We start from the raw sequence: 19,330 nt of genomic DNA, 5'->3' as shown, positions 1-19,330 counted from the left end.
CGGTGGCTCTGGGACCATGGACACATGCGCATCGCCAATCACGTCGTCGACCTGGTGGGCAACACCCCGCTGGTCAAGCTGAACTCGGTGACCTCACCCGGATCGGGCCTGGTCGCCGCCAAGGTCGAGTACCTCAATCCCGGTGGCAGCAGCAAGGACCGCATCGCCGTGCGGATGATCGACGCGGCGGAGGCCTCGGGTGAACTGAAGCCGGGCGGGACCATCGTGGAACCGACGTCGGGAAACACCGGCGTCGGCCTGGCGCTCGTCGCCCAGCAGCGCGGCTACAAGTGCGTGTTCGTGTGCCCGGACAAGGTCGGCGAGGACAAGCGCAACGTCCTGCGCGCCTACGGTGCCGAGGTCGTGGTCTGCCCGACCGCGGTGGAGCCGTCCCACCCGGACAGCTATTACAGCGTCTCCGACCGCCTGGTCACCGAGATAGACGGTGCGTGGAAGCCGAACCAGTACGCGAACCCGGCCGGTCCGCAGAGTCACTACGAGACCACCGGTCCCGAGATCTGGGCCGACACCGACGGCAAGGTGACGCACTTCGTGGCCGGCGTCGGCACCGGCGGCACCATCACCGGCACCGGCCGGTACCTCAAGGAGGTGTCCGGCGGCTCGGTGAAGATCGTCGGCGTCGACCCCGAGGGGTCGGTGTACTCCGGCGGGACCGGGCGCCCCTACCTCGTCGAGGGTGTCGGGGAGGACTTCTGGCCGTCGGCCTACGACCCGGACATCCCCGACGAGATCATCGCGGTCTCCGACGCCGACTCGTTCGACATGACCCGGCGTCTCGCCCGCGAGGAAGGGCTGCTCGTCGGCGGCTCGTGCGGGATGGCGGTGGTCGCGGCCCTGCAGGTCGCCGAACGCGAGGGGCCCGACGCCGTCGTCGTCGTACTGCTGCCCGACGGCGGCCGCGGCTACATGGCGAAGATCTTCAACGACCAGTGGATGAGCAGCTACGGCTTCCTGCGCACCCCGCTCGACGCCAACACCAAGGAATCTCTCGTCGGGGATGTGTTGCGCGGCAAGACCGGCGCGCTGCCCGACCTCGTGCACACCCATCCGCAGGAGACCCTGCGCGACGCGATCGAGATCCTGCGCGAGTACGGCGTCTCGCAGATGCCGGTCGTCGGCGCCGAGCCGCCCGTGATGGCCGGTGAGGTCGCGGGTGCGGTCACCGAACGTGACCTCCTCAGCGCGGTCTTCGAAGGTCGTGCCAGCCTCGCCGACCCGGTGTCGGCACACATGGGGGAGCCGTTCCCGCTCATCGGTTCCGGCGAACCGGTGTCGGCGGCCACCAAAGCGCTCGGCGACTGTGACGCGCTGATGGTCGTCGAGGACGGCAAGCCCATCGGCGTGATTACGCGCCACGACCTGCTCGCCTTCGTGTCGAGCCACCCGATCGTCGGATAGGAGCATCACCGTGAGTGAACGACGCAGTGCCGCGGATTCGGTTCGCTGGCAAGGCTTCTCGACCCGCGCCATCCATGCCGGTTACGACCCGGATCCCCAGACGGGCGCGGTGAACGTCCCGATCTACGCCAGTTCGACCTTCGCCCAGGACGGTGTCGGCGGGCTGCGCGACGGCTTCGAGTACGCGCGCACCGGCAATCCGACCCGACGCGCCCTCGAGGCCAATCTCGCCGCTCTCGAGAGCGGCACCTACGGACGGGCTTTCGCCTCTGGCATGGCGGCCACCGACTGCCTGCTGCGCTCGACGCTGCGGCCGGGCGATCATCTGGTGATCCCGAACGACGCCTACGGCGGGACCTTCCGGCTCATCGACAAGGTGTTCAGCCAGTGGGGGATCACCTACTCGGTGGCCCCGGTGTCCGACGTCGCCGCGGTGCGCGACGCCATCCGGCCGGAGACCAAGCTGGTCTGGACCGAGACGCCGACCAACCCGCTGCTCAACGTCGGCGACATCGAGACCCTCGCCGCCGTCGCGCACGAGGCCGGCGCGAAGCTCGTGGTCGACAACACCTTCGCCTCGCCGTACCTGCAGCAGCCGCTCGTCCTGGGCGCCGACGTGGTGCTCCACTCGACGACCAAATACCTGGGCGGGCACTCGGATGTCGTCGGCGGCGCACTGGTCACCGACAGCGAGGAGCTCGACGAGGCGTTCGCGTTCCTGCAGAACGGCGCCGGGGCGGTCCCCGGACCGTTCGACGGATTCCTCACCCTGCGCGGCATCAAGACCCTCGGCGTCCGGATGGACCGGCACTGTGACAACGCGGAGAAGGTCGTCGACTACCTGAGCGGCCACGACAAGATCGACGCCGTCCTGTACCCGGGTCTGTCGAACCACCCGGGCCACGAGGTCGCGGGCAAGCAGATGAAGCGCTACGGCGGCATGGTGTCGGTGCTGGTCAAGGGCGGGCTCGACGCCGCCAAGGAGTTCTGCGCCCGCACCGAGGTGTTCACACTCGCCGAATCGCTCGGCGGCATCGAGTCGCTGATCGAACACCCCGGTGCGATGACGCACGCCTCGACCGCCGGATCGCTCCTCGAGGTCCCTGCCAACCTCGTCCGGCTCTCGGTCGGTATCGAGGACATCGACGACCTCCTCGGGGACCTGGAGAACGCGCTGCGCTGAGGACTCGGCTCGCCGTCAGACCCGCGCCTCGAGGAGCAGGTTCGACGCAGTGGTCGCCGCGACTCGCGCCGAGGTCAGACCGGCCGCCCGGAAGGTGTCGAGCAGTCGAGCGGGGCCGGCCTGGGCGCCCAGCGAGGTCGTGCCGTCGGCGATGCTGTGCGGCACGCAGAGGTATGAGCTACCCGAGTAGAACAGCAGCGCAACGGGATTGGTCAGATTTTCGGCCAGCGTATCGTGCGCCAGCGGCTCGACGGCGATCACCTGACCGCCGGGACGCAGTGATGACCGGGCGTGTGCGAGCGCGCCCATCGGATCACCGAAGTCGTGCAGGGCGTCGAAGATCATGACCGCGTCGTAGTCACCGTCGTACGATCGGGCCGTCGCCACCTCGAAGCGGACCCGGTCGTCGACCCCGGCTGCCTGGGCGGCTGCTTCGGCGCGCCGGACCGACTCCTCGTGGCTGTCCACACCGACGAACGTGGAGTTCGGGAAGGCCTCGGCGAGCAGGATCGTGGGGACCCCGTACCCGCACCCGACGTCGAGAACGCGGATGCCGTCGGTGAGGCGCTGTTCGAGGCCGTCGATCGCCGGAACCCACTCGCTGAGCAGCGACGCGCGGTAGATCGTGCCGTAGAACCGTTCGACGCCGGAGAACAGCCGGGAATCGTGCGCGTGCCAGGGCACGCCGTCGCCGGTCGCGTACGCATGCGCGAGCTGGTCGACCGAGGACCACACCGCGGCCGCGACCTCGAAGCCGGCCACGATCGCCGACGGACTGTTGTCCTCGGCGAGCACCATCGCGTGCTCGGCGGGGAACACGAACACCTCTGGGCCATTCGCGGCGTCATTGCCGCCGTCGTGGAGCAGGACGTATCCGGCCGCGGCCTGCACGCACAGCCATTCGTACACATACCGTTCGGCGAGTCCCGAGCGTTCGGCGAGCTCGGCGCTCGTCGCCGAACCGAGTTGCGCCAGCGCCCGCCACAGTCCCAGGCGGTCGCCGAGGTGGGTGCTGATCGAGTGATAGGCATGGGTGAGATCGGCGCTCACCTGGCCGGCGAAGGCCTCGACCCGGGCGAGGTCGATCGCGGTGTCGGAACCGGCGGCGTGTGTGGTGGTCATGGGACGAGCCTCTCGTGTGCGATGTCGGAACCACGCCGGGCGGCGTGTGCACCGAGCGTGCGCCGGGGTCCTGTCGCGGCGCTGTCATGACTCGACCGCGACCCGTTGCGCGGTGAGCCGATGGTGACAGCCCCGTGACAGCGGGCTCGGAGACCGTCGACGCATGAGAACAACACAGATCAGCGACCTGGGCACCGTGATGTCCATCTGGGCTCACCCCGACGACGAGACCTACCTCGCCGGCGGCGTGATGGCCGCCGTCCGCGATGCGGGTGGGCGCGTGGTGTGCGTGACCGCGACCCGCGGGGAAGCGGCCGACGAGAACGCCACCGCCGCAGAGCGTTCGGAGCTTGCCCTGGTCCGGAGCGGCGAGCTCGAGAAAGCGTTCATCGAGCTCGGCGTCCACGAGCACCACTGGTTGGACCTACCCGATGGTTCACTGGCGGCGATCGACGAGAGCGGCCCGGTCGGACGCATCACCACCCTCCTCGACGACGTGTCACCCGACACCGTCCTGACCTTCGGACCCGACGGCGTGACCGGGCACCCCGACCACCGCACCGTCAACCGGTGGGTCCGCCTCGCCGTCGACCGTTCGTCGACCTGCCCGCGAATCCTCCACCCGGTGGGCACCGGGCGGGGGATCGAGTTCGACCTCGCCCGTGAGTTCGACATGTGGGCGCTGGGCGGGCCGCGCCAGTGTCCGGAGGAGATGGTCGCGCTGCGGATCGATCTCGACGGGGCCGAACTGGACCGTAAGGTGCGAGCCCTGCTGGCTCAGCGCTCGCAGACCGCGGACCTGGCCGCGGCGATCGGCCTCGAGCGATATCGAACATGGGTGTCGGTGGAGATTTACGCTCATCCTGCATAGGCCGTCGGAGAACAGAGAGCGACGATCGGGATGGTGGTGCGCGAAACCGAAGACGGGCACGTGCGGCCCGCGGTCGAGGTCGGCCTGCTGGGTGCGCTGAGGCTGCGGGTCGACGGTGTCGAGGTCGCGGTTCCCGGGGAACGACGCCGCGCCCTGCTCGCGCTGTTGACCGTCGCCGGCCGGCACGGCATGGGAACCGGGCGGCTCGTCGACGCGCTGTGGGGCGACGACCTGCCGCGGGAACCGGTTGCCGCACTGCACAATCTGGTGTCCCGGCTACGACGTCATCTCGCCCCCCACGCGGATCTGCTGGAACGACGCCCCGACGGCTACCGGCTCCGGGTTTCCGTCGTCGACGTGACGATCGTGCGCGACCTGCTCGCATCCGCCGCCGACACGCCCGATCCCGCCGAGCGTCTCCGTCTGACCGGCCGGGCCCGCGAACTCTGGCGCGGCGAGCCGCTCGGCGAGTTCGCCGGCATCCCCGACCTGGACACCGAACGCGTTGCGTTGGAGGACCTCCACAACCGGCTCGCCGACACTCACGTCGAAGCGCTGGTGGAGTGCCGCGACCCGAGCGCGACCGCGACGGCGAGGGCCGGTGTCGCGTCCGCGCCGCTGCGCGAGAGTTCGACACGACTGCTCATCCGCGCACTCGCCGCCGACGGGCGTGTCGGCGACGCGATGGCTGTCGCGATGAACTTCCGCGAGCAGTTGCGTGAGCGGACGGGTCTCGATCCGAGTCCGGCCCTCGCGTCGCTCGAGCAGCGCGTGGCGGCGGGCTCCGAATACGGTCAGGCCGAGACGAATCCGGGACCCGGCGTGACCTCGCGGCGGCGACCTGCTCCGCCGGCCGGGCCTCTGGTGGGGCGGGAGCGAGAACGCGCCGAGATCATCCGGCTGTTGTCGGCGCATCGGGTCGTGACCCTGACCGGTACGGGCGGCGTCGGCAAGACCAGTCTCGCGCTCGACGTCGCCGCCGACCCCGCGGTGTTCCCCGGGAACGCCGTTGTCGTCGTCAACCTCGCCGCGGTCGCGCGAGCCGACCGCGTCCTCCCGTCGGTGGTGTCCACCCTCGGTCTCGAGGTCGGGGTGGGTGCTTCCGTGGACGCGATCGCGCGCGCCGTCGACGGGTCGCTGCTGCTCGTCCTCGACAATTGCGAACATGTGTTGTCGTCCTGTCGCGAATTGATCGCGGCGATCGTCGAACTGGCTCCCGCGGTGCGGATCCTGGCCACCTCCCGAGTCGTGCTCTCACTCTCCGCCGAGTACGTCCTGCGTCTGCAGCCCTTGACCTTCCCCGCTCGCATCGACGACGTCGACGCGGTCGCCCGGCAGCCTGCGGTGCGCGCGTTCGTCGAGCACGCGCTGCGTCGCAATCCGGACTTCGCGGTGTCGAGCCGTGAGCTCGCGGATCTCGTCGACGTCGTGCGCCGTGTCGACGGGCTCCCGCTCGGCATCGAGCTGGCGGCGCGTCAGGCCGCCGTGATGCCGATGTCGGCCGTGGCCCGAATGCTCGATGGTGCACTCGATCTCGCGACGGGAACCGGAGCCGACGACCAGCGGCGGCTGACGCTCCGCAGCAGCATCGACATGTCGTTCCGACGGCTGAGCGTGGTCGATCAAGCCGTACTCGCCGCTCTCGCACCGTTTCCCGGCGGTGTGTCGCTGCGCACGTTCGAATCCGTCGCACTGAGCGTCGAAGCGGAGGTCGTCGGCGCAGCGGGCATCGGCACGCGAGGTGACGGCGGGCTCGACCCGGTGGAGACCCTGCACCGTCTGATCGACAGCTCGTTGCTCGTCGCCGACGCGTCGGGCGGCAGATACCGTCTCCTGCATCTCATCCGCACCCATCTGCTCGATCACCTCGACCGTGCGGGCGTGCTCGCCGCGGCCGAGGACCGGTTCCTCRACGAATGCATCGCAACGGTACGGGACATCGGCGACGAGTGGCTCGGCGTCGCGGAGTTCGAGGCGAATGAACGTCTCCATGGCGAGATGGACAACCTGCGGTCGGCGCGGGACCTGGCCCTGGCGCGCGGACGCGTCGACGTACTCGTGGCGATCACGACCTCGCTGTCGCTGATCAGCACATGGCGCAACCTCACCGAATTGTGGACGTGGGCCATCGAACCGGCGCGTTCGGCGTGGCTCGACGGTCATCCCGATCGCGCCGAGATGCTGTCCGCGGCGGCCGAGGCCGCGCGGCTCGTCGGCGAGTTCGACCTCGCCGTCGACTTCGCGACCGCTGCCCTACGTCCCGATGCCACCGGGACGCCTCCGAATCCGGATGAGCCCGCGTTGGTCGGTGCACGGGCGGCCAGGGCGGCGGTCGCGCACTTCCGCGGCGACTTCGCGGTGGCGGTACGGGAATGGACCCGCTGCGGCACCCACCCGTCCCTGGGGTCGGCGTTCCTCGCGTCTGCGGCGCTCGCGGCGTCGTACTCCGGGGACTCGAGCGGGGCTGCCCGGCTGTTGGCCGAGGCCCGGTCGACGCTGGACCCGTCGGCGGGGCCGTCGCAGCACGCCTTCCTCGACTACGTCCACGGCGAGCTGCTGTCCGCGCACGACCCGTCCAGCGCGCTCGCGCTCTACGAACGCGCCCACGAACGGGCCGCCGGCGTCGGCGCGACGTTCATCGTCGGGGTCGCTCGTGTCGGCGCGGCGGCGTGTCTCGTCCGCGTCGGCGACGTACCGCGTGCCGCCCAGGCCTACGTCGTCCTGCTCGGGGCATGGCGCGACAGCGGTCAGCCGACGCAGCTGTGGACCACGGCGCGCGATGCCGCCGCACTGCTGCGCGCCCGGGGCCGGATCGACGTGGCCGACCTGCTCATCGAGTGTGCCGATCTCGACCCCGCCGCGGCCTTCGACACACGCAGAGGTGACGCGGACCGTGCGGTCGGGGACCTGCTGCACGCCGACAACACGGTGCACGCCGACACCGCAGCCGTGCTCGACCGGGCGATTCGCGAACTCCGGGAGATCGGGGAGTCGACCTCGCCGGACGATCGCGGAAGCTCGGCGGCGCGATGACATCTCCTCGGGTGGTTCCCGCCGGTGGGGGATGGCCGATACTGGTCGCATGCTGCTGACCGCCGACGACGTCGACCGCGCGACCGACGAGCTCGCGTCCGTGATCCGGCGGACCCCGACGATCGCGTCGCGGGTGGTGTCCGAGCGGAGCGGTGCGCAGGTGTGGCTCAAGTGCGAGAACCTGCAACGCACCGGATCTTTCAAGCCACGCGGCGCGTACCTGCGTATCTCGCGGTTGTCGGCGGGGGAACGTGCCCGTGGGGTCGTCGCGGCCAGTGCGGGCAATCATGCGCAGGGAGTCGCTTGGGCGGCATCGGAACTGGGGATCGCCTCACGGGTCTACATGCCGGTCGGAGCCGCACTGCCGAAGATCGCCGCGACGAAAGCCTATGGCGCAGAGGTGGTGCTCGCCGGATCGACCGTCGACGAGGCGCTCGTCGAGGCCCAGCGTCACGCCGATACGACGGGCGCGGCTCTGATCCACCCGTTCGATCATCTCGACATCGTTGCCGGACAGTCGACGGTCGGCGTCGAGATCCTGGAGCAGATCCCGGACGTGTCAACGATTCTCGTGCCACTCGGCGGCGGTGGGCTGCTCGCCGGCGTCGCCGCGGCGGCGCGTCTGCGACGACCGGAGGTCGAGGTGATCGGCGTGCAGGCGGCGCAGGCCGCGGCCTGGCCGACGTCGCTCGCCGAGGAGCGACCGACGCCGGTCGCGGCGATGAACACCATGGCCGACGGCATCGCCGTCGCGACACCCGGGAAGGTCCCGTTCGCGCACGTCTCCGAGTTCGTCGACCGGATCGTCACGGTCAGCGAGGAAGAGTTGAGCACCGCGCTGCTGCTCATGCTGGAGCGGGCGAAGCTGGTGGTCGAGCCTGCCGGGGCCGCGGCGGTGGCGGCGGCGGTGAGCGGTCGGCTCGCGCTGTCCGGGACCGTGTGCGTCGTGTTGTCCGGCGGCAACATCGACCCGCTGCTGCTGCGCCATGTGACGACCCACGGCCTGACCGCCGCCGGACGATTCCTGACCGTGACCGCGACCGTCTCCGACCGGCCCGGTGGACTGGTCGCACTGCTGGAACTGCTCCGCGACCTCGGCGCGAGTGTGCTCGACGTCGTCCACTCCCGCGTCGCCGACGACTTGTATCTCGGCGAGGTGCAGGTGACCGTCAGTGTCGAGACCCGCGGACACGACCACCAGCACGACGTCCGGCGGGCCCTCGCCGACGCGGGGTTCCTGCGGGACTGAGGGCGAACGTCGGCGCTAACCTGTCTGGGTGGCTGCCGACGGACCCGCCCTGATCGGTGTGCTGGGCCCGATCGCGGTCGGCGCGTGCCCGGTGGGCGCCGAGAGCCCCGATCGGCTCGTCGCGGTGCCGGGGCTCGGGCCCGACGCCTGCTCGTGTCGCTCGCCCTCGCCGACGGGCGCGTGATCTCGGCGGACCGCCTCATCGACCACGTCTGGGCYGACGATCCGCCGCGTTCGCCGCACAGTGCGTTGCACACCCAGGTGTCCCGGCTGCGCAAGCTCCTGCCCGAGGGGGTTCTGGAGGGCACCGAGAACGGTTATCGACTGCGCAACAGCCGCACCGACCTCGACGTGGTCGACACGCTGCTCGCCGAAGGCGGCCGGGATGCCCACGACCGGGCCCGGCAGTGGTGGCGCGGCGTGCCCGGAGACGATCTCGGGGACGGGTCCCCGGTGACGGCGACACTGTCCGCACGCATTCGACGTACCCAGGACGCGCTCGACGGTGCGCAGCTGACGGCCGCGCTCGCCGAAGGTGACTTCGCGACCGCGCGATCCATCGCCGAACAGCGCTGCGCGCGAGACCCGTTCGACGAACCGGCACACACCGCCCTGATGCGGGCGCTCGGCGGAGAAGGCCGCGCCGCCGACGCGCTCGTGGTGTTCGACCGGCTCCGACGGCGACTGTCGACCGAGCTGGGGACGGACCCGGGTGGCCGGGGAGTGGTTGTCGTTGTCATGCCGACAACTGTGCGCCGTAGCCTGTCGTCGGGCTTGCGTCGGCTTACGTGGTGCTGTCGTTGAGGCGGAGTGTTCCGCAGAACGCTCCCGAGGAACGTCCACGGGCGACCGACGTGTATTCGACGCGGCTGACACGAGGAGTTCTGTGGATGAGCGTCTGTGCTGTGGATTCTCGGTGCGGCTGCGAGGGCAGGGCGGATTACGTTGCCTGCCATGGGACGACGCACACACTCCGCAGAGGCGGCCTGGACACCACGGATTGCTCACCGCGTCCGTCACGAGCTCATGGATGACGTTCACGAGCAACGACGGAAGGCCTACCGGCGGCTGGACGAACTCGAGGCCGAAGCGAGTCTGCTGGCCGAAGATCTCAATGATGCGGACGAGGGCTCGCTGCATCTCGATCCGGACGAGTACGCCGACCGGGAGGCCGTCCTCGAGAAGGCGGACGGACTCCTCAGCCTCATCAACTGGTGGTCTTCGTCGCTCGCGGTGACGGTGTTGAATCTCGCCGACGCGCCGGTGCACTGGGTCACTGCCCCGGCAGTCGAGCTGATCACAGGCGTGCGGAACGAGGAAGCCACCGCCGGGGGTGGCGGTGTGGACACCCGCGTCCTACCAACATTGGGTAGCGCCGGTCTCGCCTTGTTCGAGAGGTCCGCCGGACGCCATCGACCATCGAAGAGATGTCCGGGTCTCGACAATCGCGACGTCGGGATCGACGGCTTGTGCTGGTGGCGAACAACACTCGGTGGGGAGAATTCGCCGCCCGTCGTGGACATGATCAGGCTGCACGTGCTGACCCGCGACCGGAAGCTCTGCCGCTCCGCAGAGATCGACGGGCGACGCCCGGCGGTCGTCGACGTGGACGTGTTCACCGTGGCGATCGAGCCTGCGTGGACGGGGAGCACACAAGCGTCTCCATCGGTTCGCGTGCTGATGCGTCTCGCCGATGACCTGGGCCGGGGCACGCTGACTGCCTCGCCTGTGCCGACGACGGGTCGAACGTCGGCGGCCGTCGCGGTGGTGGCCTGACAGCCGGCCGGCGGCTCACTTCGCAGGTTCGAGGTTCGCGAAGTGCTTGAGGGTGTCGGCCTCGATGGTCTTGTAGACCGTCGACGACGCGGGACCGGAGAACGCGGTGACCACCCGCGACGAGGTGGGCAACTCGAGCGCGAAGGTCCACTTGAGTCGGCAGCCCACATCGGCGGGCAGGATCTCGGTCGCCTCGCCGAAGCGGCGGATGCCGGGAACGTTCGCCCTCAGGACCCGGAAACCGTTGCGGTAGTGGCCATTCGCCGGATCTTCCGTCCAGTCGAAGAAGTCCTCTTCGAGGGTCACATAGCCGGGACCGAGGACCGCGCGGCGTTGTGTTCCCACCCCGTACGGTTCCGGTGAGACGAACTCGATCTTCTTGATCGCGCGGCACCAGTCCAGCGTGTGCTGACGGGTGAACTCGGCCCACGCGCGTTCCGGCGCGACCGGCAGACGCACGTCGATGACGTGCCGCACCGGCGCATCGTCGAAGAAGTCAAGATCGAAGGACTCCAGCTCATGAGAACGTGCCATGGGTCACATTGAAGCACGGTGTTCCGGGTCGAGCCCCGGGCGAGCGTGGTCGAAACAGGGTCGGCCTCCTGTCGAGGTCCACCGGTGCACTTCAACTCGACTCCTGGACTTCGATCGAAGTCCAGGAGTCGAGTCGAGGTTCGCCGGTCGTGGGGTAAGCGACCCTTGCAAGCGGATCCGATATCGGCCCTGGTGCGTCCTAAAGTCATGACCTCTTTTCCCACCGACAGACACGGGCTGATTCGCCGCACGGCAACGCTGCGACTCGGCATCAACGACGACGCTGTGACAGCCGCCGTACGGCGCGGCGAACTGATTCGTCTTGCCCCGGGGGTCTGCGCACTGGCGGCCGACGAGGCGTCCGCCGAGGACCCGGGTGACCGTCTGTACCGACTGAGATCGATCGCGGTCGCGACGTCTGTTCGAGACTGTGACGCGTCGATCCTGAGTCACGACTCGGCGGCAGCCGTTCACGAGCTGCCGCTGCTGCACCCGGAACGCGAGGTCGTGCATCTGACGAAGAAGTCGAAGGTGGGCGGGTTCGGGCACGGGTTACGGATCGTCCATGCCGGGCCGGTGGCGCCCGACGAGGTGGTCGACATCGGCGGAATCAGGGTCACGTCTCGTGAGCGAACCGCCGTAGATGTTGCGATGTCCGGTGACTTCGCCCAAGCGCTGGCCGTGTTCGATCGCGCGCTAGCGTCCGGCGCCGACATCGCCACGATGACCCGTATCCTCGCGTCGCGGAACCGTTGGCGCGGTGCGCGGATCGCGCGTCGTGCCCTTGCGCATGCGGACGGTGCGTCGGAGAGTGTCGGGGAGTCGTGGAGCCGGGCGCAGATGATCGAGGCCGGGTTGCCGACTCCGCGACTGCAGCACACCTTCCAGACGGACGCCGGAGACGCGCGGACCGACTTCGACTGGGACGGAACACTTGTCGGTGAGTTCGACGGACTACAGAAGTACGGCCGACTGTTGCGCCAGGGTGAGAGCCCGCGCGATGCACTCATCCGGGAGAAGCGTCGGGAGGATGCGCTGCGCGCACAGGGGATCATGGTGATCCGATGGACGTGGGGAACGCTCGAGCGCGGCGGGCTCGCCAATCTGCTCCGGCCGTGGTTGGACAAACTGACCGCGGCTTGACCGATGAACCCCAACTCGACTCCTGGACTTCGATCGAAGTCCAGGAGTCGAGTTGAGGTTCGCCGGTCGCGCGACCGGCGGTAGCTCACGGACGAGAACCCCCGAAAACACGAAACCCGGGACGGTCATACCGTCCCGGGTTGTGTTCGTCGTCCGATCAGCCGTGGTAGGGCTCCGCGCTGACCAGGGTCACCTTGATGGTGGCACCGCTGGGCACGGAGTACTCGCGGGTCTCGCCGACCTTGGCGTCGATGAGGGCGGCACCGAGCGGGGAGCTCGGGGAGTAGGTCTCCAGGCCGCCCTGGCCGCTCTCCTCGCGGGTGGCGATGAGGAACGTCTCGGTGTCCTTCTCGTCACCGTCGTAGTAGACGGTCACGACGGAACCGGGCAGTGCGACGCCGGACTGGGTCGGCGCCTCGCCGACCTTCGCGTTGTTCAGCAGTTCCTGCAGCTGGCGGATACGCGCTTCCTGCTGGCCCTGCTCCTCGCGAGCGGCGTGGTAGCCACCGTTCTCCTTGAGGTCGCCTTCTTCGCGACGCTCGTTGATCTCGGCGGCGATGACCGGACGGTTGGCGATCAACGAATCGAGCTCGCTCTTGAGGCGGTCATGCGACTCTTGGGTCAGCCAGGTCACCTGGGTGTCGGTCATCGGTCACTCCTTTGTGTTGTCCGCGCCCCGGGCGACCGTTTACACCAGGGGCATATGGACTGCTGAAAATGCAGCAACACGACCCCTCGCGGAGCCGTGTATCCGTTCAGGGTACCAGGTGGTGAGACCTATGGCACATCGGTACTACCGCGCGACAGCGCGCCGAGAGCGTCCTGATACGTCGGTTCCATCCGTTTTAGCCATCCCACAACGAAATACGTCACAGGCATGAGGATGACCTCGACGAGTGTCTTCCACACGAACCCGACGATCGTGTAATTGATGAAATCTCCCCAGGTCGAGATACCCAGGGCGGTGGCGGCGATCGAACAGAAGACGATGGTGTCGGCCAACTGGCCGACAATCGTCGAACCCAGCAGGCGCGCCCAGAGGCGATTTTCCCCGGCGCGTTCCTTCATTTTCACCAGGACGAAGGAATTGAGGAATTCGCCCACGACGTAACCGGCCAATCCGGCGAGCAGGAATTGTGGGACGACCCCGGCAACCGTCTCGAAAGCCGCCTGGCCTTCGTAGAATTCGGCGGCCGGCAGGTGAATGGTCAACCAGAAACACAACGACGCGAGAATCAGGACCGCGAACCCGGCGAGGATCGTCCGGCGCATGGCACGGAACCCGTAGACCTCGCTGATCACGTCGCCCAGGACGTACGCGAGCGGGAACAGGAAGAAGGCGCCGTCGGTCACCAGGCCGTCCATCTGGATCGGCCCGAGATCGACCTGCAGCCATTCGTCGAACAGCACGACGCCCTTGGTGCCGGTGACGTTGCTGATGAGCATGACGCCGACGAAGACGGCGACCAGAAGGGGGAAGTAGCGGCTGCCGATGGAGGCGAAGGCGGCGCGCGGCGACGGCAGCTCGCTGCCGGTGGACGCGGTCACGAGGCCGAGGGCTTCAGGTAGGCGGGGACATCCAGGGTGCAGCCGAAGACCTCGCCGATGACCGGCGGTTTCGACGTCGTGATCTCGGTGCGGACGCCGATGCGATCTGCGGAGTCGGCGGGGACGAGGATCTCGCGCCGGCCGGTCTCGCTGCCGTCTCGGGAACGTCCGCGCACCACGCAGGCCGCCGGACGGTTCGGGTCGGACCGTTCGACGGTGAACTGCACCGCGACCGTCGAGCCGTCGATGATCTCGTATCCGGTGGCCTCGCCGGTGACATCGGCCGTGGAGAACCGGTTGTAGCCGATCACCGCGAGCGCCACCCCGGCTGCGACGACCAGGATCGACAGGGCGATGAACCAGCGACGACGCCCAGAGGCGGTCTCCGAACGCTCCGGATAGGTGGCGCGCGGWCCGCTGTGCGGTCGCGAGGTGTCGGGTGTCGCGCGCGGCGCGTCACCGGCGGCTGCGGCGCCCCCGTCCGAACTGTTCACGCGTCAATACCTACCATGGGAGGAGTAGCGATCCGAAGGTGAGGAACTGTGACCGAATCCCACGTCGGCGACCCCAAGTCGGGTGTGTTCCGGCTGATGGCGGTGCACGCGCACCCAGACGACGAGTCGAGCAAGGGTGCCGCCACGACCGCGAAGTATGCGGCCGAGGGCAACGAAGTGCTCGTCGTCACACTCACCGGCGGTGAGCGTGGCGACATCCTGAATCCGGCGATGGACCGCCCGGGCATCAAAGAGCGGATGACCGAGGTCCGTCGCGAGGAGATGGCCAAGGCCGCCGAGGCGCTCGGCGTCCGACAGACATGGCTCGGCTTCGTCGACTCGGGCCTCCCCGAGGGCGACCCGCTCCCGCCTGTTCCGGAGGGTTCCTTCGCCACGGTGCCGCTCGACGAGGCCACCGAGGCCTTGGTGCGTGTGGTCCGCGAGTTCCGCCCGCACGTGATCGTCACCTACGACGAGCACGGCGGATATCCGCATCCCGATCACATCCGCTGCCATGAGGTGTCGGTCGCGGCGTACGAGCAGTCCGGCGATCCGGACGCGTTCCCGGACGCCGGCGACCCGTGGACGGTGTCGAAGCTCTACTACACCCACGGGTTCATCCGGGACCGGATGGTCCTGTTCTCCGACGAGTTCGCGCGGCACGGCCAGGAGAGTCCGTTCGCCGAGTGGCTCAGCAAGTGGGACCCGAGCCGTGGCGATCTGATGGGCCGTGTGACGACCCAGGTCGAGTGCTCCAAGTACTTCCCGCAGCGTGACGACGCGCTGCGCGCCCACGCCACGCAGATCGATCCGAACGGGGTGTTCTTCGCGGTGCCGCTGGAGTGGCAACAACGCCTGTGGCCGACGGAGGAGTTCGAGCTCGCCCGGACCCGGGTCAAGACCGCGTTGCCGGAGACCGATCTCTTCGCCGGGATCGAGGCGTGATGGGCACCAGCACCGTCGTGAACGACACCCTGATGGTCCTGGCGCAGGAACCCCAGGGACCGGAGTTCGGCAAGGCCTCTCCGCTGGGCCTTCTTGTGATCCTGTTGCTGCTCGTCGGGACCGCGTTCCTCATCTGGTCGATGAACCGGCAGCTGAAGAAGCTGCCCGCGTCCTTCGACGCCGAACACCCCGAGGCCGACCAGGCCTTCGACGAGGGAACCGATTCGCCGGGCCCGGCCGCTTCGGACGCGGTCGCACCGAACCCGCCCGGGACCCCGGGTGCCACCAGTGCCGCGGGCACCGACGACCGGCGGCCCGCCGACACCTGAGTCGAGACGTAGAAGTGGAGTCATGCGCATCTCCACTCTGATCGGGACGTCACTCGCGACCGCCGCCGCGGCGGCCATCGGCAGTGTGGTCACCAAGCCGGCGGTCGAGACCTGGTATCCGAAGCTGGCGAAACCGTCCTTCGTGCCGCCGAACTGGGCGTTCCCGCTCGCCTGGACCTCGCTCTACGCCGACCTCGCGGTGACCTCGGCGGTCACCCTCGACGACCTGGCCGACGACGGGGACCACGAACAGCGGCAGCGGTATCTCGCGGCGCTCGGCGCCAACCTCGTGCTCAACGGCGGGTGGAGCTGGATCTACTTCGGCCGGGGCGCCCTCGGAGCCGCGTCGGTCGCGGCCGCGGCGCTCACCGTGAGCAGTGCCGACCTCGCCCGGCGCACCGCACGGACGAACCGGACGGCAGGTGCCGCGCTCGCCGCCTACCCGGCGTGGTGCGCGTTCGCCACCGTGCTCTCGACGAGCACCTGGTGGCTCAATCGTGGTCGGCGGTCACCGGTGCCTGCCTGAGCGTCGCGGCGAATCGGTCCATCGCCCAGTCGATCTCGGATTCCGTGACCACGAGCGGCGGTGCGAGTCGCAGCGTCGAGCCGTGGGTGTCCTTGGCGAGGACATTGCGTTCGGACAGCCGCAGACAGAAGTCCTTGCCGGTGCCGAGCGCGGGGTCGAGATCGATCCCTGCCCACAGGCCGAGGCCGCGCACCGCCACCACCCCGTTCCCGACGAAGTCGCGCAGTCGGGCGTGCAGATGATCGCCCAGTTCCGCCGCCCGTCGTTGCCAGGTCCCGTCGGCGAGCATGTCGACGACGGTGTGACCGACGGCCGCGGCGAGCGGGTTACCGCCGAAGGTCGATCCGTGCTGACCGGGATGCAGGACGCCGAGGACGTCGTGGTCGGCAACCACCGCCGACACCGGTAGGAGCCCGCCGCCGAGTGCCTTCCCCAGCAGGTAGACGTCGGGTTCGACGCCCCAGTGCTCTACTGCGAAGGTCCTACCGGTGCGGCCCAGACCGGACTGGATCTCGTCGGCGATGAACAGCACGCCGCGTTCGGAGCAGAGGGCCCGCGTGCCGGGCAGGTAGTCGTCGGGAGGCACGACGACGCCGGCTTCGCCTTGGACGGGTTCGAGCAGGACGGCCACCGTGTTCTCGTCGATCGCGGCATCGAGGGCAGCCAGGTCGCCGAACGGGACGCGAACGAATCCCGGTGTGTAGGGGCCGAATCCGGCGCGCGCCTCGGGGTCGTCGCTGAACGAGACGATCGTCGTCGTGCGGCCGTGGAAGTTCCCGGAGGCCACCACGATCGTGGCGCGGCCGTCGGGTACGCCTTTGACGTCGTAACCCCACTTGCGGGCGACCTTGATCCCGGATTCGACCGCCTCCGCACCTGTGTTCATCGGCAGGACCATGTCCTTGCCGCACAGGGAAGCCAGTGCGGCGCAGAACGGTTCGAGTCGATCGGACCGAAATGCGCGGCTGGTGAGGGTGACCCGCGCCAGCTGATCGAGTGCGGCGGCGACGATGCGTGGATGGCGGTGGCCGAAATTGACCGCGGAATAGGCCCCGAGACAGTCGAGGTGTCGACGGCCGTCGATGTCGGTGATCCAGGCCCCCTCGGCGGTGGCCACGGTCACCGGGATCGGCGAATAGTTGTGCGCCACATGAGGTTCGACGACGCCGAGCGGTGCGCCCGCGCTGGCGTGGGTGCCGGTGCCGGGGCTCGTCATCGTCATGAATCGAGGGTATCGTCGAGGTCTGGTGCAAACAATCGACGTCGATTGCGTCTGAACGCAACGGATCGCCGGTATGGAAGCGAAGGGGAGCGGTCTGTTGCGGACACTGGACGACCTCGACGAGAGCGTGCTCGCGCACCTCACCCGGGACGCCCGGGCGACCTACCAGCAGATCGGGCAGCAGGTGGGGTTGTCGGCCCCCGCGGTGAAACGACGCGTCGACCGCCTGGTCGCCGACGGCGTCATCCGGGGTTTCACCGCGGTCGTCGACCCGCACGCGATGCAGTGGACCACCGAGGCATACGTGTTGGTCTACTGCCGGGGCAACATCTCGCCCGACGAGTTGAAGGCGGCGTGGGAGCCCATACCGGAGGTCGTGGGCGCGGCGACGGTCACCGGTCAGGCCGACGCCGTCCTGCGCGTGATGGCCCGCGACGTACGGCACCTCGAGCAGGCGCTCGAACGCATCCGGCGGGCGGGCCCGGTGGATCGATCAGAGTCGATCCTCGTGCTCAGCGAGCTGATCGACCGGGGGCACCCGTGAAAATCGGGGTGTCGAAACCGTTGTGCTAGTGTGGTCGTCGTGATCAGCACCGTGCGCGCGTATTGGCGCTTTATCGAGGCTCCGGGTGGGGCCACGATGATGCGTTGACCTGACGCGCGCACGACACACCCGGAGCCCGAGCAGCGACCCCACGGTCGCTGCTCTTGTCATTTGAGCGGGGCTCCGACCACACCCAGGGCATGCCTCGTCACCACAACGACACGGGCATGACCTCGAAAGGCACACAACGTGACCACCTTGCCGGACCTCCCGATCCGATCCGACGACAACGCCGAATCGACCTCCGACCGCCGCATCCGGGCGTTCCGTCCGATCCCGTCGCCCGACACCGTGCGCAGCGAACTGCCCCTCTCGGCACGACGAGCAGTCGCCGTCCAGCGCGACCGGGACGAGATCGCCGACATCCTCGCCGGCCGCGATGACCGGCTGCTCGTCATCGTCGGGCCCTGTTCGGTCCACGATCCGATCGCCGCCATCGACTACGCCCGGCGCCTCGCGCCGCTGGCCGATGCCTACTCCGAGCGACTCAAGATCGTCATGCGCGTCTACTTCGAGAAGCCGCGCACCACCGTCGGGTGGAAGGGCCTGATCAACGACCCCGGGATGGACAACACCTTCGATGTCGAGCGTGGCCTGCGCACCGCCCGGTCGTTGCTGCTCGACATCATCGACCTCGGTCTGCCCGTCGGATGTGAGTTCCTCGAACCGACCAGCCCGCAGTACATCGCCGACGCGGTCGCGTGGGGTGCCATCGGCGCCCGCACCACCGAGTCCCAGGTCCACCGGCAGCTGGCGTCGGGCCTGTCGATGCCGATCGGCTTCAAGAACGGCACCGACGGCAACGTCCAGGTCGCCATCGACGGCGTGAAAGCCGCTGCGGCCGAACACGTCTTCTTCGGAGTCGACGACTTCGGCAACGGCGCCGTGGTGGAGACCGCAGGCAACGAGGACTGCCACATCATCCTGCGCGGCGGCACGCGCGGCCCGAACTTCGACGCGGAGTCGGTGTCGGCGGCCGCCGAGGCGCTCGCCGCGGCCGGCCTGCCCGCCCGGGTCATGATCGACTGCTCGCATGCCAATTCGGGCAAGGATCATGTCCGTCAGGCGGAGGTCGCCACCGAGATCGCGACGCGACTCCGGGCGGCGCGCGAGGCCGGTGAGCCCTCGAACGTCAGCGGCGTGATGCTGGAGAGCTTCCTCGAGCCCGGCGCGCAATCGACCGAGGCCACCCCGCTGGTGTACGGCAAGTCCGTCACCGACAAGTGCATGGGCTGGGAGGCCAGCGCCCAGGTCCTGGCGGCGCTCGCGCGGGGCTGACCCTTCGTGACGCGCCCTCCGCAAGCTCCGGGCGCTCCTCAGGGAGCAGGGGGC

Annotated in this window: 20 protein-coding genes; 14 read left to right on the top strand and 6 right to left on the bottom strand. The window is 69.0% G+C overall.

Going from position 1 to position 19,330, the window contains the following annotated elements; all coding sequences use genetic code 11:
- Positions 1-24: 24 nt before the first annotated feature.
- Complete coding sequence (locus A9310_RS06900; RefSeq protein WP_055474900.1) at positions 25-1,419, top strand: cystathionine beta-synthase; 1,395 nt, start codon at positions 25-27, stop codon at positions 1,417-1,419.
- 10 nt (positions 1,420-1,429) lie between these two features.
- On the top strand, positions 1,430-2,602 hold the full coding sequence (locus tag A9310_RS06895; protein WP_065629950.1) for a cystathionine gamma-synthase: 1,173 nt from the start codon (positions 1,430-1,432) through the stop codon (positions 2,600-2,602).
- A 15-nt stretch (positions 2,603-2,617) separates the two neighbouring features.
- Here the strand turns inward: A9310_RS06895 and A9310_RS06890 are convergent, their stop codons facing one another.
- Positions 2,618-3,724, bottom strand: coding sequence for a class I SAM-dependent methyltransferase (locus A9310_RS06890; RefSeq protein ID WP_065629949.1), 1,107 nt, complete (start codon positions 3,722-3,724; stop codon positions 2,618-2,620).
- Positions 3,725-3,887: 163 nt separating this feature from the next.
- On the opposite strand from A9310_RS06890, the gene A9310_RS06885 reads away from it, so the two are divergent.
- From A9310_RS06885 to A9310_RS06865, 6 genes are all read left to right on the top strand, one after another.
- The gene (locus tag A9310_RS06885) at positions 3,888-4,595 is read left to right on the top strand and encodes a PIG-L deacetylase family protein (RefSeq protein WP_065629948.1); all 708 of its coding nucleotides are present in this window, start codon (positions 3,888-3,890) and stop codon (positions 4,593-4,595) included.
- A 30-nt stretch (positions 4,596-4,625) separates the two neighbouring features.
- Complete coding sequence (locus A9310_RS06880) at positions 4,626-7,628, top strand: BTAD domain-containing putative transcriptional regulator (RefSeq protein WP_065629947.1); 3,003 nt, start codon at positions 4,626-4,628, stop codon at positions 7,626-7,628.
- Positions 7,629-7,677: 49 nt separating this feature from the next.
- Positions 7,678-8,877, top strand: a complete 1,200-nt coding sequence (gene ilvA, locus A9310_RS06875; protein WP_065629946.1) for a threonine ammonia-lyase — start codon at positions 7,678-7,680, stop codon at positions 8,875-8,877.
- A gap of 28 nt (positions 8,878-8,905) precedes the next feature.
- A complete protein-coding gene (locus A9310_RS26230; protein WP_254661189.1) occupies positions 8,906-9,061 on the top strand; it encodes a hypothetical protein in 156 nt (51 codons plus the stop codon).
- Positions 9,031-9,681 (top strand): BTAD domain-containing putative transcriptional regulator, encoded by a 651-nt coding sequence (locus tag A9310_RS06870; RefSeq protein WP_065629945.1) that lies wholly within the window; start codon positions 9,031-9,033, stop codon positions 9,679-9,681. The genes A9310_RS26230 and A9310_RS06870 overlap by 31 nt, the downstream gene beginning before the upstream one ends.
- A 222-nt stretch (positions 9,682-9,903) precedes the next feature.
- Positions 9,904-10,653: a hypothetical protein gene (locus A9310_RS06865; protein WP_065629944.1), complete on the top strand. Its 750-nt coding sequence runs from the start codon at positions 9,904-9,906 to the stop codon at positions 10,651-10,653.
- A 15-nt stretch (positions 10,654-10,668) separates the two neighbouring features.
- Here A9310_RS06865 and A9310_RS06860 read toward each other — a convergent pair whose 3' ends face one another.
- The gene (locus tag A9310_RS06860; protein ID WP_065629943.1) at positions 10,669-11,187 is read right to left on the bottom strand and encodes a hypothetical protein; all 519 of its coding nucleotides are present in this window, start codon (positions 11,185-11,187) and stop codon (positions 10,669-10,671) included.
- Between the two features lie 207 nt (positions 11,188-11,394).
- Between A9310_RS06860 and A9310_RS06855 the strand changes: the two genes are divergently transcribed.
- Positions 11,395-12,330, top strand: coding sequence for a type IV toxin-antitoxin system AbiEi family antitoxin domain-containing protein (locus tag A9310_RS06855; RefSeq protein ID WP_065629942.1), 936 nt, complete (start codon positions 11,395-11,397; stop codon positions 12,328-12,330).
- Positions 12,331-12,487: 157 nt separating this feature from the next.
- On the opposite strand, the gene greA is transcribed toward A9310_RS06855, so the two are convergent.
- From greA to A9310_RS06840, 3 genes are all read right to left on the bottom strand, one after another.
- Positions 12,488-12,979: a transcription elongation factor GreA gene (gene greA, locus A9310_RS06850; RefSeq protein ID WP_004020945.1), complete on the bottom strand. Its 492-nt coding sequence runs from the start codon at positions 12,977-12,979 to the stop codon at positions 12,488-12,490.
- A 128-nt stretch (positions 12,980-13,107) separates the two neighbouring features.
- Positions 13,108-13,878, bottom strand: a complete 771-nt coding sequence (locus A9310_RS06845; protein ID WP_065629941.1) for a queuosine precursor transporter — start codon at positions 13,876-13,878, stop codon at positions 13,108-13,110.
- Positions 13,875-14,372 carry a DUF4307 domain-containing protein gene (locus tag A9310_RS06840; RefSeq protein ID WP_065629940.1) on the bottom strand — a complete coding sequence of 166 codons (498 nt, stop codon included), beginning with the start codon at positions 14,370-14,372 and terminating at the stop codon, positions 13,875-13,877. Before A9310_RS06840 ends, A9310_RS06845 begins: the two co-directional genes overlap by 4 nt.
- 48 nt (positions 14,373-14,420) lie before the next feature.
- Between A9310_RS06840 and mca the strand changes: the two genes are divergently transcribed.
- From mca to A9310_RS06825, 3 genes are read left to right on the top strand one after another with little or no spacing between them, the layout of a single operon-like run.
- The gene (gene mca / locus A9310_RS06835; protein ID WP_065629939.1) at positions 14,421-15,317 is read left to right on the top strand and encodes a mycothiol conjugate amidase Mca; all 897 of its coding nucleotides are present in this window, start codon (positions 14,421-14,423) and stop codon (positions 15,315-15,317) included.
- The gene (locus A9310_RS06830) at positions 15,317-15,646 is read left to right on the top strand and encodes a hypothetical protein (protein WP_065629938.1); all 330 of its coding nucleotides are present in this window, start codon (positions 15,317-15,319) and stop codon (positions 15,644-15,646) included. Before mca ends, A9310_RS06830 begins: the two co-directional genes overlap by 1 nt.
- Before the next feature lie 22 nt (positions 15,647-15,668).
- A complete protein-coding gene (locus A9310_RS06825; protein ID WP_065629937.1) occupies positions 15,669-16,172 on the top strand; it encodes a TspO/MBR family protein in 504 nt (167 codons plus the stop codon).
- Here the strand turns inward: A9310_RS06825 and rocD are convergent.
- Positions 16,138-17,394, bottom strand: a complete 1,257-nt coding sequence (rocD, locus tag A9310_RS06820; protein WP_065629936.1) for an ornithine--oxo-acid transaminase — start codon at positions 17,392-17,394, stop codon at positions 16,138-16,140. The two genes, A9310_RS06825 and rocD, sit on opposite strands and share 35 nt — an antisense overlap.
- A 97-nt stretch (positions 17,395-17,491) precedes the next feature.
- On the opposite strand from rocD, the gene A9310_RS06815 reads away from it, so the two are divergent.
- Positions 17,492-17,938: an Lrp/AsnC family transcriptional regulator gene (locus A9310_RS06815; RefSeq protein WP_065629964.1), complete on the top strand. Its 447-nt coding sequence runs from the start codon at positions 17,492-17,494 to the stop codon at positions 17,936-17,938.
- Between the two features lie 249 nt (positions 17,939-18,187).
- A complete protein-coding gene (locus A9310_RS06810) occupies positions 18,188-19,276 on the top strand; it encodes a 3-deoxy-7-phosphoheptulonate synthase (RefSeq protein ID WP_058250736.1) in 1,089 nt (362 codons plus the stop codon).
- Positions 19,277-19,330: the final 54 nt, after the last annotated feature.

The organism is Gordonia sp. UCD-TK1 (genome assembly GCF_001691435.1).
Taxonomy (GTDB): Bacteria; Actinomycetota; Actinomycetes; order Mycobacteriales; family Mycobacteriaceae; genus Gordonia; species Gordonia hongkongensis.
This window is presented reverse-complemented; position numbering and strand designations above follow the sequence as displayed.

Coding starts and splice junctions, on each gene's coding strand:
- A9310_RS06900 (WP_055474900.1), top strand. CDS start 25: ATGCGCATCGCCAATCACGTCGTCGACCTGGTGGGCAACACCCCGCTG.
- ilvA (WP_065629946.1), top strand. CDS start 7,678: ATGCTGCTGACCGCCGACGACGTCGACCGCGCGACCGACGAGCTCGCG.
- A9310_RS06825 (WP_065629937.1), top strand. CDS start 15,669: ATGCGCATCTCCACTCTGATCGGGACGTCACTCGCGACCGCCGCCGCG.
- A9310_RS06865 (WP_065629944.1), top strand. CDS start 9,904: ATGGATGACGTTCACGAGCAACGACGGAAGGCCTACCGGCGGCTGGAC.
- A9310_RS06860 (WP_065629943.1), bottom strand. CDS start 11,187: ATGGCACGTTCTCATGAGCTGGAGTCCTTCGATCTTGACTTCTTCGAC.
- rocD (WP_065629936.1), bottom strand. CDS start 17,394: ATGACGATGACGAGCCCCGGCACCGGCACCCACGCCAGCGCGGGCGCA.
- A9310_RS06890 (WP_065629949.1), bottom strand. CDS start 3,724: ATGACCACCACACACGCCGCCGGTTCCGACACCGCGATCGACCTCGCC.
- A9310_RS06885 (WP_065629948.1), top strand. CDS start 3,888: ATGAGAACAACACAGATCAGCGACCTGGGCACCGTGATGTCCATCTGG.
- A9310_RS06830 (WP_065629938.1), top strand. CDS start 15,317: ATGGGCACCAGCACCGTCGTGAACGACACCCTGATGGTCCTGGCGCAG.
- greA (WP_004020945.1), bottom strand. CDS start 12,979: ATGACCGACACCCAGGTGACCTGGCTGACCCAAGAGTCGCATGACCGC.
- A9310_RS06855 (WP_065629942.1), top strand. CDS start 11,395: ATGACCTCTTTTCCCACCGACAGACACGGGCTGATTCGCCGCACGGCA.